Origin of the sequence: Nonomuraea angiospora (assembly GCF_014873145.1) — a bacterium.
Classification (GTDB): domain Bacteria; phylum Actinomycetota; class Actinomycetes; order Streptosporangiales; family Streptosporangiaceae; genus Nonomuraea; species Nonomuraea angiospora.
In genome coordinates this window covers 2,100,498-2,114,589 of sequence record NZ_JADBEK010000001.1, presented here as the reverse complement: position 1 = coordinate 2,114,589, position 14,092 = coordinate 2,100,498, and the positions used below count along the sequence as shown (strand labels likewise).

General features: G+C 71.6%; 9 protein-coding genes and 1 pseudogene. 8 read left to right on the top strand and 2 right to left on the bottom strand.

All coding sequences use genetic code 11. The features are described 5' to 3' along the window. The first annotated feature begins 75 nt into the window (after positions 1–75). Positions 76–1,089 carry a LacI family DNA-binding transcriptional regulator gene (locus H4W80_RS09605; protein ID WP_192784767.1) on the top strand — a complete coding sequence of 338 codons (1,014 nt, stop codon included), beginning with the start codon at positions 76–78 and terminating at the stop codon, positions 1,087–1,089. Here H4W80_RS09605 and H4W80_RS09600 read toward each other — a convergent pair. After that, a complete protein-coding gene (locus H4W80_RS09600; protein ID WP_192784766.1) occupies positions 1,068–2,138 on the bottom strand; it encodes a mannonate dehydratase in 1,071 nt (356 codons plus the stop codon). The two genes, H4W80_RS09605 and H4W80_RS09600, sit on opposite strands and share 22 nt — an antisense overlap. A gap of 105 nt (positions 2,139–2,243) precedes the next feature. Continuing rightward, positions 2,244–2,981 (bottom strand): GntR family transcriptional regulator, encoded by a 738-nt coding sequence (locus H4W80_RS09595; RefSeq protein ID WP_318786777.1) that lies wholly within the window; start codon positions 2,979–2,981, stop codon positions 2,244–2,246. 196 nt (positions 2,982–3,177) lie between these two features. Here H4W80_RS09595 and H4W80_RS09590 point away from each other — a divergent pair, with 196 nt between their 5' ends. The 7 genes and pseudogenes from H4W80_RS09590 to H4W80_RS09560 all read left to right on the top strand — a co-directional run bounded on the left by H4W80_RS09590 (position 3,178) and on the right by H4W80_RS09560 (position 14,090). Beyond that, a complete protein-coding gene (locus H4W80_RS09590; protein ID WP_192784765.1) occupies positions 3,178–4,467 on the top strand; it encodes an ABC transporter substrate-binding protein in 1,290 nt (429 codons plus the stop codon). 47 nt (positions 4,468–4,514) lie between these two features. Further along, positions 4,515–5,414 carry a carbohydrate ABC transporter permease gene (locus H4W80_RS09585; protein WP_192784764.1) on the top strand — a complete coding sequence of 300 codons (900 nt, stop codon included), beginning with the start codon at positions 4,515–4,517 and terminating at the stop codon, positions 5,412–5,414. Continuing rightward, positions 5,411–6,334, top strand: coding sequence for a carbohydrate ABC transporter permease (locus H4W80_RS09580; protein WP_192784763.1), 924 nt, complete (start codon positions 5,411–5,413; stop codon positions 6,332–6,334). Before H4W80_RS09585 ends, H4W80_RS09580 begins: the two co-directional genes overlap by 4 nt. A 31-nt stretch (positions 6,335–6,365) precedes the next feature. Then, a complete protein-coding gene (locus H4W80_RS09575; protein ID WP_192784762.1) occupies positions 6,366–9,695 on the top strand; it encodes a fibronectin type III domain-containing protein in 3,330 nt (1,109 codons plus the stop codon). A 169-nt stretch (positions 9,696–9,864) separates the two neighbouring features. Then, positions 9,865–9,990: pseudogene (locus H4W80_RS09570) on the top strand (respiratory nitrate reductase subunit gamma); the annotation flags it as partial. 102 nt (positions 9,991–10,092) lie between these two features. Next, the gene (locus tag H4W80_RS09565) at positions 10,093–11,661 is read left to right on the top strand and encodes an AMP-binding protein (RefSeq protein WP_192784761.1); all 1,569 of its coding nucleotides are present in this window, start codon (positions 10,093–10,095) and stop codon (positions 11,659–11,661) included. 92 nt (positions 11,662–11,753) lie between these two features. Next, positions 11,754–14,090, top strand: coding sequence for a CaiB/BaiF CoA-transferase family protein (locus H4W80_RS09560; RefSeq protein WP_192784760.1), 2,337 nt, complete (start codon positions 11,754–11,756; stop codon positions 14,088–14,090). Positions 14,091–14,092 lie beyond the last annotated feature (2 nt).

Below are 14,092 nucleotides of genomic sequence, written 5' to 3'. Positions count from 1 at the left end.
CACGTACACTGCACCTGCCTGCCGGGGACGGCAGGCCACGATCGGGCGGTACGGCCGCCGGACTGGAGAGACCTGGTGGTTCGCAACCCCACGATGAAGGATGTCGCGCACGAGGCGGGAGTCAGCCTGAAGACCGTCTCGCGGCACGTCAACGGGGAGACGAACATCGATCCCGACCTCGCCGGCCGCATCAGCGCGGCGATCGTGAAGCTCGGCTACCGCCGCAACCTCTCCGCGGCGAGCATCCGGCCCGGCCGTACGGGCAAGACCATCGGCCTGGTCATCAGCGACCTCGCCAACCCCTACTACTCCACGCTCGCCCGGGCCATCGAGAGCGTCGCGGACGCCGCCGGCTACCTGGTCACGATCGCCAGCTCCGAAGAGGACGGCCGGCGGCACGATCGCCTGGTCGACCGGCTCATGGAGCAGAGGGTGGACGGCCTGATCGTGGTGCCGCCGCGGCGGGCCGCCCGCGACTGGGCTGACGTCGCCGCGCCGATCCCGCCGCTGGTCCTCCTCGACCGGCCCGTGTCGTACGCCGGTGCCGACGCCGTGCTCGCCGACAACGCGGGCGGCGCGCGGGCGGCCACCCTCGCGCTCGCCCGCGCCGGGTCGCGGCGCATCGCCTTCGTCGGCGACTCGCTCGACATCTACACGATGCGCGAACGGCACGCCGGATACGCCGCGGCGCTCGCCGAGGCCGGGCTGGGCGGTGCCGGCGACCTGCTCACGATCACCACGGCGCACACGCGGGAGCAGGCCGAACGCGAGGTCGGCGCCGTGCTCCGCGACGACTCGGCTGACGCCCTCTTCGCGGCCAACAACCGCGCGACGATCGGCGCGTTGCTCGCGTTCCAGCAGGCCGGGCGGCGGCTGCCCCTCGTCGGCTTCGACGACTTCGAGACGGCCCTGCTCGGAGACCCTCCCGTGTCAGTGGTGAGCCAGGACATCGAGTTGATGGGGCGCACCGCCGCCGAGCTCGTACTCGGCCGCCTGAACGGCGACACCTCGCCGTTCGCCACCCGCGTGCTCCCCACCCGGCTCATCCTCAGGGGCTCGGAGAAACATCACACCTGTGCCGGCAGCTGAAGCGCGGGGGCGTCGTCCGGCTCGTCGAGTGCCAGGCCGTTCAGCACGCCTTGCAGATATCCGATCGCGTGGGCCCGGCCCCGGCTGCAGTAGGCCTCGGACGAGGTGTCGCCCCAGGTGTCCAGGTCTCCGATCATGGCTGGTACGTGGTCGTCGATGAGGAATCCGGAGAACCCCGAGCCGGCGAGCCGGCGGATCACTCGTGCCGGGTTGTAGTTCCCCTCGCCGAGGAAACATTCGCTGAAGCGCGGCACCGTGCCGCGCACGTCCCGGAAGTGCACGTAGAAGATGGCCGGTCCCAGGAGGTCGATGACCTCGTTGACGCTCTGCTCGCCGGCCATCTCCGACACCGTTCCGAGGCAGAGGTTCAGCCCCCAGGACGGGCTGCCCCCGGCCTGCTCGCGCGCCCGCCCGATGGCCGCCGGGGAGGTGAAGATCCGGGCGACGCCGCCGAGGGGCTCGTCGACGGGGGGATCGTCCGGGTGCAGGGCGAGCCGCACGCCGGCCTCCTCCGCGACGGGGAGGACGGCGTCGAGGAAGTACTGGTGGTTGGCCCACATCTGGTCGGCCGTGATCGGCTCGTCCACGGGCTGGTCCGGGGTCAGGCGGTAGCCGGCGAGCGCGTTGCCGCGGTGCGCGTCGTCCAGGTCGAACGCGGTGACCATGGCGCCGCCGCGGCCCTTCGCGGCCATGTCGGTGCGCCAGACATAGGTGGCGAGGAAGTTGTAGCCGAGCAGGTCGATGCCTACGGCGGCCAGGTTGCGCAGGGTCCTCTGGTAGTTCTCGATCTGCTCGTCCCTGCCGGGCAGGCCGCGCTGGATCTTCCAGAAGTGGGCGAGCGGGACGTTCTCCAGGCCGTCGATCGACAGCCCGTCGGCGTCGCAGCGTTCCCGCAGGGCCCGCAGTTCGGCCAGGCTCCAGAAGCCGTCGGTCCCGGGCAGCAGGTCGGGTGTGTGCAGTTGCACGCCGGTGAGCGCGAGCTGGTGGGCGAAGGTCGCGACGCGGGAGTCGTACCGGTCGATGTGGCCCAGGGAGATACGGATGGTCATGCGTGCCGGCCCAGCACGTCGATGATTCTCATGGTCGTCCGTTCATGGTAGGGACCTGCGGGCAGGCCGGAATCGCGGTAGCCGCCGGAGCGGGGACCGGCGCGCTCAGTCCGTGAAGTAGTCGGGGTGTTCGGCGCGCAGCGACGGGCCGAGCTCGAGAGCCCGCCTGGCGTGCCGGCTGATCAGGGCACGGCCGGTCGGCAGGTCGGCGGCCTCCAGCGCGTCGACGATCTTCGTGTGCTCGTCGATCAGCTCGCGCACCGAGGCCAGGTCGGGCTGAGCGAGCCGGCGCAGCCGGTCGAGCTGCAGCTTCATCCGCTGCACCGCCTGCCACGCGCGCGGATAACCGCTGAGCGAGAAGATCTCGCCGTGCAGCGCCTCGTCGGCCGCGAAGAAGGCGTCGTAGTCCTCCGTGCGGTAGCTGTGCTCCTGCCGGTCGAGCAGCTCGCGCAGCACGCTCACGTCGGGCGCCGGATCGGCGCACACCACCTCGAAGGCCGCGACCTCCAGGCTCTCGCGGACGAAGCGCGCCTCTTCCACATCGCGCAGGCTGATCAACCCGACCCGGGTGCCGACCTGCGGCACCACGCGTACGAGCCCCGCGTCGACGAGCCGCGCGAGGGCTTCCCGCACCGGCGTGCGGCTGACGTGCAGCCGTTCTGCGAGGTCCGTCTCGGACAGGGAGGCGCCGGGGGCGAGCCGCAGGTCGCGGATCGCGGAGACCAACTCGTCGTAGACGCGATCGGAGGTCCGTGCCGGCGCGCGGTCTCGGGTGACCGGCGACAGCATCGGGTCGCGGCCGGCGGGCGTGGGCTCGGGGACGAGCGCTCGAGGGGGACTCACGAAATTGATCGTTGCATGCCCGGAAGCTTGTATGCAAGTATCCAGCCATTAACCTGATCGTCGTAAAGGGGAAATAAATGCCCTTCGAGACGCGGTCAGCCGTCGGACCCCGTAGCAGGTGCTGAAGGCTCTCAACAGCCGTGCATGCCGCCGGTGATCCCCCATCAAGACCTGAACGAACTGTTGAGAGGACGTCATGCTCAACCGAAACGCGCGACTCACCGCGGCTGCCGTCGTCGCCACCGGCCTCGCGCTGACGGGGTGCTCCAGCACCACCGGGGCGAGCACCGGTGGCCCCGTGACCATCACCTTCTGGGGCTGGGCCTCGGGCTACGACAAGTCCGTGGCGCTGTGGAACGAGTCCCATCCCGGCATCCAGGTGAAGTACGAGGCCATCGCCAACGGCGGCGCGGGCGGCTACGACAAGATGTTCACGGCCGCGAAGGCGGGTACGGCCCCGTGCCTGGCGCAGATCGGCTACGAGACGTTCGCCAGCTTCCTCGCCGCCGGGTTGCTGCAGGACGTCAGCGAGCACACCAAGGCGCGGCGCGCCGAGTTCCCCGACTGGGTGTGGGGCAATGTCGGCATCGACGGCAAGATCTTCGGCGTGCCGGTCGACACCGCGCCGATGGGCCTGTTCTACCGTTCCGACCTCTTCAAGAACGCGAAGATCGAGGTCCCGAAGACCTGGGAGGAGTTCGGCAAGGCCGCCGCCGCGGTGAAGGCCGCCGACCCGAAGTCCCGCATCATGAACCTGCCGACCGACCCGTACCTCTACGCCGGCTTCGCCTGGCAGGGCGACGCCCCCTGGTTCGGGGTCAACGGCGACGCCTGGACGGTCTCCGTGAACAGCGCCGCCAACGGCAAGGTCGCCGGCTACTGGCAGGGGCTCTTCGACCAGGATCTCGTCACGTCCTATCCGGCTTTCGACGCGGCCCTCTACACCGCGTGGAACAGCGGCAAGGTGTGGGCGGAGGTCGGCCCGGTCTGGTCGGCGTCGCTGATCCGGGACAACGCCGCAAGCTCCGCGGGCAAGTGGGCCGTCGCGCCCATGCCCCGCTGGGACGGCGCGGACACGGTCGGCAACTCGGGCGGCTCGGCCACGGCCGTCATGAAGGGCTGCGCGCACCCCAAGGAGGCTGCCGAGTTCGCGCTGTGGATGTCGACCGACGACAAGTCCGTGTCGAACCTGATCGAATCCGCGGCCATCCTGCCGGCCTCCAAGTCCGGGCTCGCCAGCAAGGCGCTCGACGCTCCGGAGAGCTACTACGGTGGCCAGGCCATCTACCAGCTGTTCCGCGCGGAGTCGGCCAAGGTGAACCCGAACTGGCGGTGGGGCCCGGTGATGTCCACCACGGCCTCGGCGCTCGGTGACGGCCTCGGCAAGGTGGCCGCCAAGAGCGCCACCTTCCAGGAGGCCTTGAACGCCGCCCAGACGGGAACGGTGTCCGCGCTGCAGGCCCAGGGCTTCTCCGTCAGCAAGTAGCCCGCGCATTCCCCGGTACTTCGACAGATAAGGTCACCGTGTCCCCTGTGACGAGACAGCGGCCGAGCCGACTTCGCGAGCTTCGGCGGGCCGCGCCGTTCGTGCTGCCGTTCCTCCTGCTCTTCGTCGTCGTCTACCTGGTGCCGACCGGCTACTCCGTGGTGCAGAGCTTCTTCGCGGTGAAACGCTCGGGCCTGGGCCTCGGCGGCGCCGAGACCGTCTTCGCGGGACTCGGCAACTATCTGCGGGTCTTCCAGGACGGGGACTTCATCGCGTCCCTGGGCCGGGTGGGCTTCATCGGCGTCATCCAGGTGCCGGTGATGCTGGGCATCGCGCTCTTCCTCGCCCTGCTGCTGGACTCGTCCGTGCCGAAGGGACGCAAGTTCTTCAGGATCGCGTACTTCGTGCCCTACGGGCTGCCCGGCGTGATCGCGGCCCTGGTGTGGTCGTTCCTGTACGCGCCCACGCTGAGCCCCATCGCCGGGTTCTTCGCCTCGATCGGCGTCGACGCCAGCTTCGTCACCGACGGCGCCCTGCCGTTCTCCATCGCGAACATCCTGACGTGGGCCTGGACCGGCTACAACACGATCCTGATCTTCGCGGCGCTGCAGGCCATCCCCGAGGAGACGATGGAGGCCGCCGCCCTGGACGGCTGCTCCGGCTGGAAGGCCGCGTTGCTCATCAAGGTCCCGCTGGTCCGGCCGGCCCTGCTGCTCACCCTCGTCTTCTCCATCATCGGCACCTCCCAGCTCTACAACGAGCCGGTGACGATGAAGTCGGTGGCGCCGAACCTGCCCTCCACCTACACCCCGATCATGGCCGCGGTGCGTTCGCTCTCGGCCAACGACTTCAACTACGCGGCCGCGCAGTCCGTGGTGCTCGGCGCCCTGATCTGCGTGCTGTCCGTCCTCGTCTTCCGCGCCTCGGCCAGGAGCGTCACCCGATGACCGCCGCACTGCAATCGCCCCCGCGAACCGAGCCCGCCGCCAAGGCGCCGAGCCGCCGCAAGCGGCCCCGCACGCATCCGCTCCGGACCGTGAGCCCCGTCTCACGCGCGTTCGTGCTGGCCGTCATGACCCTCTTCGCCGTCTACTTCCTGCTCCCGGTGTGGTGGCTGGTCGTCTCCGCCACCAAGGGCGGCGGGGAGGTCTTCTCGGGCAACGGCTTCTGGTTCGGCGAGGACTTCGCCCTCGTGGAGAACGTCCAAACCCTGTTCCAGGCCCAGGGCGGCATCTACGCGCGCTGGTTGCTCAACTCGCTGCTGTACGCGGTGGGCGGCGGGATCGTCTCCACGATCCTGGCGTCCATGTGCGGGTACGCGCTCGCGAAGTTCTCCTTCCCGGGGCGCGAGGCGGTCTTCGGCACCGTACTGGCCGCGGTGCTCCTGCCCGCGCCCGTGCTCGCCATCCCGCTCTACCTCGTGTTCAGCTTCACCGGCACCATCAACACGTTCTGGGCCGTCTTCATCCCGAGCATCGTCAGTCCCTTCGGGGTCTACCTCAGCCGGATCTACGCCGCGTCCTCGATACCGGACGCCCTGCTGGAGGCGGGCCGGATGGACGGCGCCGGAGAGCTGCGCATCTTCGCGATGGGCGTGCGGCTCATGGCGCCCGCGATGGTCACGATCTTCCTGTTCCAGTTCGTCGCGATCTGGACGAACTTCCTCCTGCCCTCGCTCATGCTCGCCGACACCTCGCTCCAGCCGGTGACCGTCGGCCTCGTCGGCTGGCGTGAACTGCAGGGCTATCCCATCGGTTACAGCACCGTCGTCACAGGCGCGCTCGTCTCGGTCGTGCCCGTGGTCGCCATGTTCCTGTCGTTGCAGTCGTTCTGGAGCAAGGGCCTCGCGACGGGGGCCGTCAAGTAGCCGACCCGCACACCAGCGAAAGGCGTGACTCATGACCATCCTGGCCGGGGCCCTGGCCTCCTTATGCGCCGCGGCGCTGTTCGTGGCGCCGCAGGCAGCGGCCGACACCCCACCGGTCAACCTCCTCGCCGCGGACATGGACACGGGGTTCGACGGCGGCACGAGCCCGCTGACCGTGGCCAACCCGGCGTCGGGAGGCACGCAGCAGATCGTGAGCGTGGGCGGCGACAACGCCGTCGAGCTCAGGGACGCGGCCCAGGGCGCGAATCTTTCGAGCTACTTCTACCGGCGCTGGTCCGCCGGCGCGCTGAAGGACCGCATCAACGCCGTCTACCGCCAGCCGGTGGGCAGCCCCGCCCAGCAGTTCGCGCTGCGCTACGAGCTCAGGCGCGGCGCGGCCAGCGACAAGCCGGTCGCGAAGGACATCTACGCGCAGATCCAGTTCGGCAACTTCGACAACAACCTGGTGCCCCGGTTCCCGGTCCCGGCCGTGAGCGTCACGACCACCTCCGCCTACACCGGCGCCTCCGGCGCCCTGTCGCAGGTCGACGAGACCGACATCCCGCAGTACCGCTTCACGATCGTGCCCAACGGCGGGCAGCGGGTCATCTCGACGGTCGAGCTCGGATTCTCGGTGCGCGTCGACACCGGCGGCACCGACGAGGCGATCAACGTCGACGACGTAGGGATCTACGAGCTGGGCAGCGTCTCCGACGCGGGTCCCCCGACCGCGCCGACGGCGCTCACCCGCGGGGTCGTCTCCGCCGGTGGCGTCTCGCTCAGCTGGCAGCCGTCCACCGACGACGTCGGCGTGACCGGGTACGACGTCTACCGGGACGGCTACCTGGCCGCCTCCGTCGGCGGGAACGCCCCCTCCGCGGTCGTGACCGGCCTGATGCCCGCGACGAGTTACGAGTTCACGGTCCGGGCGAAGGACGCGAGCGGCAACGTCAGCGCGCCGAGCTCCCCGCTCTCCGTCACGACCGGCCCGTACGTGCCCGAGTCGCCCGCCCCGTTCCCCGGCACCCAAGAGACCCGGGCGGGCTGGCTGTGGGACAAGACCAAGGCCATGAAGGAGGAGAGCGGCGCCGTCAACGTGGCGCAGTACGCCGCGCAACTCGCCGATCACGAGAACGTGGCGGCGAACCTCGCCAAGCTCGACACGCTCTTCCAGAGCTACGACTACGAGCAGTACAAGACCATGGCGAAGATGTACGCGTACCTCATGGTCGGAGACCAGTTCGACGCCGGCACGCTGGCGCACGTGCGGAGCTACTTCGCCTCGTACGCCTACCAGAAGCTGGCGCAGACCGAGAACCTGCGGATGAGCAACTACGCCACCGGCTACCTCGTCGGACAGTACTTCCCCGACCTCGCCGACCTGAACGGCAACTCCGGTGAGCGGCTGAAGAGCATCAACAAGGCCAACATCCTCGAGATGGTGGACGCGGGCGTGCGGCGGGGATGGGCCGAGTACCAGAGCCCCGAGTACACCTTCATGACGTACTTCTGCCTCAACGCCATCTACCAGTGGGCCGGCGACGCCGACCTCCGGCAGCGGGTGAAGATGGCGATGGACGTCATGTGGTTCGAGTGGGCCAACGACTGGATCAACGGCTACATGATCTCGTCGGAGAGCCGGGCCAAGGGCGACGCGCACGCGGCCAACGACCCGACGTGGCGGGCCGCGGACCACTCGACGCTCGCCTGGACGTACTTCGGCGGCCACCGCGCGCAGCAGGGCGTCGGCGAATCGGACAACCCGGCGCCGGCGGCCTACCGTCCGAACCTCGAGTACGCCGGCCTCGCCGCCTGGAAGGGCATGACGTACGCGCCGCCCGAGCTCGCCGTGCGCATCGGCCGGCTGACCGACAAGTCGTACACCTCCCGCAAGACGAACCTGCAGAACTCGAGCGGGCGCGCGATGGACATCTACCGCACCAGCTACGTGCGCCCCACCTGGGGTCTCGGCACGGAGGTCCAGTACCGCCGGGTCGACAACTGGATCGAGGACCTGCCCGTCGTGCTCCGCTGGCACTCCGACGCCGCGAATCCGCTGTTCCGGCTGTCGGTCGACCAGGGCACCGCTCCGATCGGCACCTACAACCAGCCCGCCAACCAGCGGGTGATGCAGAACGGCCCCACTGCGGTGGGCGTCTACAAGTCGTCGGGCGACCAGACCTCCAACTACGTCAACGCGCTGTTCCCCACCTCCGGTTCGATCCGCGAGCGGCGTGAGGTGGACGGGTGGACGGTCGCCGACGCCGGGTCCATGTACTTCGCGTACAAGCTGGTGAAGCCGGGGAAGTGGTACCACCAGACGCCGAACGACCCGGCGAACAAGGTGAAGACGACGGCGCAGACCCACCCGACCGCCGGTCTCAGCTACAGCTACGACATCCTGCGCAGCCAGGCCGACAGGAACGGGTGGGCGCTGGAGACGGCCGACAAGTCCGCGTACGCCGACCTCGACGCGTTCGCGAGCGCCCTGGTCCGCACCGCGAGCATCGACGCGAGCCACCTCGAGGACGCCGATCCCCGGCTCGTCTACCACAGCCTGAACGGGGACGAGCTCGACATCACCTTCGACTCCGCGGCCCAGGCGCCCGGCGCCGCCCACCTGGTGAACGGCACGGCGATCGACTACGACTCGTTCAAGCTGTTCGACACCCCGTGGCTGCGGCAGGACAAGCTGGGGTCCACGTTCACCGCCTCGGTGGACGGCGCCTCCGTCGTCTACGACTTCGACCGGTGGACGGTGACCGCCGTGAACGACGGGGCCACGACCGTCCCGGCCACGGCCGCGCTCACGTCGGACAACGGGTGGGACACCGGCCTGCTCGACGGCGCCTACACGATCTCGATGAACCTCTGGCACGGCGAGAACGCCACTCGCTTCCGCCTCTTCGAGAACGGCGAGCTGATCGGCACCACGGAGCTGACGATGAACTCGCCCGGGGCGCAGCACGCCGAGGTCAAGCTCTCGGGACGGCGGAACGGCTCGTACGTGTACACCGGCGAGCTGGTCAATTCGAAGGGCGTCCGCGCCGTCGAACCGCTCCGGGTCACGGTGAAGGACGCCGCTCCTGGCGCGCCGTCGCTCAGCGACGACAACCGGGACCACGACGGCGCTTTCACGGTCCGCGCCGACCTGTGGTGGGGCACCAACGCCACGCGCTACCGCTTCTTCGAGAACGGCGTGCAGGTGGGCCAGGGCGACCTCGTGGCCGCGACGCCGAAGGCGCAGCACGCGTCGCTCGATGTCACGGGCAAGCCCGCGGGGGAGTACGAGTACGTGGTGGAGTTCGCCAACGCCCTGGGATCGACGAGGAGCGCGCCCCTGTCGGTGATCGTCCGATAGGGTGGCGCCGTGCCCGAGGCGTTCCCGTCCGACGCCCCGGGCCCGCTCGCGGCCCCGCTCGCGGCCCCGGGCGCGGACGCGGGCATGAACGACTCGGCGTGGCAGATCGAAGAGGCCTCGCTGGTCCTGGTGGAAGCGACGCTGGACGCGATGGCCGCGCTGGGACCGGCTCGGCATGGCCCTGTTCGCCCTGTGGCCCTTCAGCCGCCTGATCCACGCCTTCGCGGCGCCGCTCGCCTACCTGGCCAGGCCGTACATCCTCTACCGGTCACGCGGGGGCGCCATCACGAGATGAGCCGGCCCGCCAGGCAAACCCCCCTGTGGGTCGTCCCCCGAGGGATGGGACATCCTGTCATCCACATCCGATGGGTGGAATGTCCTGATCGTGAGGGAGCACATGGACGATGTCACGGCCGCGCCGGAGACGATGCTCGACGTGCTGGAGCGCCGGGCGGCCGGCGCGCCGGAGGCGGAGCTCGTGCGGTTCGAGGGCGGCGCCTCGCTGCGGGTCGGTGAGTGCCTGGAGCGGGCGAGCGCCGTCGCGGGCGGGCTCGCGGGCCTGGTGGCGGGCGGCGACCGGGTCCTCACGTGCCTGCCCCCGGGGCCGCGGCTGGTCGAGGTGACGTTCGCCCTGGCCAGGCTCGGCGCCGTGGAGGTGCCGCTGGCCCTGGACGTACGGCTCGACGCGGCGCGGCGGCTCGCCGGGGCCGCCGGGGTGCGCGTGCTCATCGCCGGCACGGACGCCGTGCGCGCCAACCCCGGGCTGGCCGCGCTGGCCTCGGGGATGGAGCGCGTGGTGCTCGTGACCGGGCGGGAGGCGGCCGAGGTGCCGGGCTCGGCCGACCTGGACGACCTGCTCGCCGCGCCGCACCGCCTTCCGGCGCGGCGGCCGGGACCGGCGGACCCCGCCGTCGTCATGGCCACCTCGGGGACCACGGGCCGCGCCAAGGGAGCGCTGCTGCCGCACTTCGCCGGGGTCCGGCACGCCCGGCGGGTGGCCCGCACCATGGGTTACGAGGCGGGGGACGTGCTGTTCAACGTCTTCCCCTGGAACCACATCAACGTCCGGCACGCCGGCCTGCTGCCCGCGCTGATCTCCGGCGCCACGCTGGTGGCCCACCGGCGCTTCTCCGCCTCCCGGTTCTGGGAGATCTGCCGGCGGGAGGGGGTCACCGCGTTCAACTTCATGGGCGCCGTGGCGGCCATCCTGGAACGGGCGCCCGCCACCGGCTCCGACACCCTTCACCAGGTGCGCCGCGCCTACGGGGGACCGGCGCCGGAGGGCCTGTCGCGGCGGTTCCTTGAGCGGTTCGGGGTGCTGCTGCTGGAGGCGTACGCGTGTACCGAGCTCGGCGACGTGGCGGCGAGCACGGCCGGCGCCCGGCGGCCGGGCTCGGCCGGGCGACCCGTCCCGGAGTACGAGGTGGTGATCAGGGACGACGACGGCCTGCCGGTCCCGGCGGGCCGGATCGGGCAGATCACCGTCCGGCCCCGGGCGGAGTCGATGATCTTCAGCGGGTACGCCGGCGACCCCGCCGCCACCGGGAAGGTCCTGCGTGACGGCTGGTTCATGACCGGGGACCGCGGCCGGCTCGACGAGGACGGCTTCCTCCATTTCGCCGGCCGCCGCGCCGACGTCATCAGGCGGCGCGGCGAGAACATCGCGACCTGGGACGTGGAGCAGGCGGTGGCCGCGATGCCGGGCGTGCTGGAGGTGGCCGCGGTGGGCGTGCCGTCGGAGCTGACCGAGGAGGAGGTGCTGGTGGCGGTGACCGCGGCGCCCGGGGCCACGCTCAGCCCGCAGCGGGTGCACGCCTGGTGCCTGGACCGGCTCCCGCGCCACGCCGTCCCCCGGTACGTGCGCGTGCTCGACGCCCTGCCGAGGAACGCCTCGGCGAAGGTGGTCAAGGGCGACCTGCGCGAGCAGGGGGTGCCGCCGGACGCGTGGGACGCCCGTACGGCCTGATCGCGTGGACCGCTGGACAGACCGGCGGGGTCGCGCCCGGGTGAGGGCGCGCTCTAGCGTCGAGGCTCCGGCACACACGGGAGGAGACGAGGTTGCGGGTTCTCGACCTCACCGACGATCTGGCCTTCAACGGGGCGAGGCTGCTGGTCGGCCTCGGCGCCGACGTCGTACGCGTGGAACGGCCGGGGAGCCCGGCGCTGTCGCGGGCGGAGACCCTGCACTGGCACGCCGGAAAGCGGGTCGTGAGCGCGCCGGTGAGCCCGGCCGCGCTCGACCGGCTCGCCGGGCAGGCGGACATCGTCATGGAGAGCGGCCCGTTCGGCGAGCTGCGCGGCGTCCGTACGGACTCCGGCGCGGTCACGTCGCGCTGGCCGCGGGCCGTCCACGTCGTGGTCACGCCGTTCGGGACGACGGGCCCCCGGCGTGACTGGCGCGCAGGCGATCTCGTGGCCGCGGCCGCCGGCGGCATGGCCTGGCTGGGCGGCAAGCCCGGCGGGCCGCCCAAGCCCCCTCCCCGCGAGCAGGCCACGCAGCTCGCGGGGGCGCACGCGGCCATCGCCGCGCTGCTCGGCCTCATCGCCCGCGACCGCATCGGGCAGGGCCAGCTCATCGACGTCTCCGCGCAGGAGGCGGTGGCCGCCACGCTCGAGACGGGCGCCATCGCCTGGATCCACGCGGGACGGTACCCGTCCCGCACCGGCGGCGTGTACGAGCACGTGGCCCACCGGGTCTTCCGCGCCGCCGACGGCCACGTCGCGGGCGGATACTCCGGCAGCGACCGGATGTGGACCGATCTGCTCGCCTGGATGGCGGAGTGCGGCGAGGCGGAGGACCTGACGGAGGACAAGTGGTCCGATCCCGTCTTCCGCTGGCGGGGGCGCGAGCACGTGGACGAGGTCGTGGCCAGGTTCGTCGCCAGGCGCTCGGCCGCCTCCCTGGCGGAGGAGGGGCGGGCCCGGGCGCTGCCGTGGGCGGAGGTCTCCACGGCGACCAGCCTGCCCGGCAACCCGCAGCTCGCCGAGCGCGGGTTCTTCGCCCGCGTCCTGGGCGCGGGACTGCCCGAGGAGGGCGTCACCGACGTCGGCTTCCCCTTCGCGGCCCTGCCCGGGGACGGCGTGACCGGCGTCGCGGCCCTGCGCCGCCCGGTGCGCCTCACCGAGCCCCTGCCCGCCCCCGCCGAGGCCCCCTGGCGGAGCGAAGGCCCCCGGGGCCGCCGCGACGGCGCCCGCGGGCCCGGCGCGCGCCCGCTAGAAGGGATCCGCGTCCTGGACCTGACGTGGGTGCTGGCCGGCCCGTACGCCACCAAGACGCTGGCCGAGCACGGCGCGGACATCATCAAGATCGAATCCCGGCACCGCCGCGACCCCACGCGCTTCGCCCCGTCCATGCGGCTGCGTCCCGATGCCGGGATCGACGACGGCGGCTACTTCGTCAACTTCAACCGCGGCAAGCGCAGCGTCGCCCTCAACCTGCGCACCCAGCCCGGCCTCGAGGTGCTGCGGCGCCTGGCCGCCGAGTGCGACGTGGTCATCGAGAACTTCAGCCCCGGCGTCCTGGCCAGGTGGGGGCTGTCCTACGACCGGCTGGCGGAGCTGCGGCCGGGCATCATCCTGGTGTCGATGGCCGGGGTCGGGCAGAGCGGCCCCTGGCGCAACGCGGTGACCTTCGCCGACACGCTCGCCGCGATGTCCGGCCTCACCAGCGAGACCGCCGATCCGGGGGAGGCGCCGGAGGGGCTGACGTTCGGGCTGGGTGACATGGTGGCGGCCAACGCGGCCGTGCTCGCCGTCCTGGACCTGGTCGCGGCCGGGCGCGGGGGACACGTGGACCTCTCCCAGCTGGAGGCGATGGCCGCGTCGATGGGGCCGGCCGTCCTGGAGGCGGAGCTCGGCGAACGCCCCTTGGTGACCCGGCCCAACCGGCACCCGCGCATGGTCCCGCACGGCGTCTACCCGGTCAGGGGCGACGACCGCTGGATCGCGCTGGCCGTACGGGGCGACGAGGAGTGGCGGCGGCTGGCCGAGCACGCCGGGCTGCCGGGGCCGGCCTCGGCGGGCCTGGAGGAGCGGCGCCGCCACGAGGACGAGATCGACGCCGCGCTCGCGGCCTGGTGCTCGGAGCGCGACGGCGAGGCGCTGGCGGCCGAGCTGCAGGAACTCGGCATCGCCGCGGCCGTCGTCGCCACCGGCCGGGACCTGGTGGAGGCGGACGAGCACCTGGCCGCCCGCGGCTTCTACCCGGTGCTGGAGCACCCGCTCATCGGCCCGGTGCGGCACGAGGGCATCGTGGTGCGCATGTCCGGCACCCCCGGAGCGCTGACGGCGCCCGCCCCCTTGCTGGGCGAGCACACCGGCCGCGTGCTGAAGGACCTGCTCGATCTGGACGACGAAGAGCTCGCCCGGCTGCGTGACGCCGGCGCACTGGAATAGGA

Bases quoted from the DNA above. Each gene is read 5' to 3' on its own strand.
- H4W80_RS09580 (WP_192784763.1), top strand. From the start codon at position 5,411: ATGACCGCCGCACTGCAATCGCCCCCGCGAACCGAGCCCGCCGCCAAG.
- H4W80_RS09565 (WP_192784761.1), top strand. From the start codon at position 10,093: ATGGACGATGTCACGGCCGCGCCGGAGACGATGCTCGACGTGCTGGAG.
- H4W80_RS09600 (WP_192784766.1), bottom strand. From the start codon at position 2,138: ATGACCATCCGTATCTCCCTGGGCCACATCGACCGGTACGACTCCCGC.
- H4W80_RS09590 (WP_192784765.1), top strand. From the start codon at position 3,178: ATGCTCAACCGAAACGCGCGACTCACCGCGGCTGCCGTCGTCGCCACC.
- H4W80_RS09575 (WP_192784762.1), top strand. From the start codon at position 6,366: ATGACCATCCTGGCCGGGGCCCTGGCCTCCTTATGCGCCGCGGCGCTG.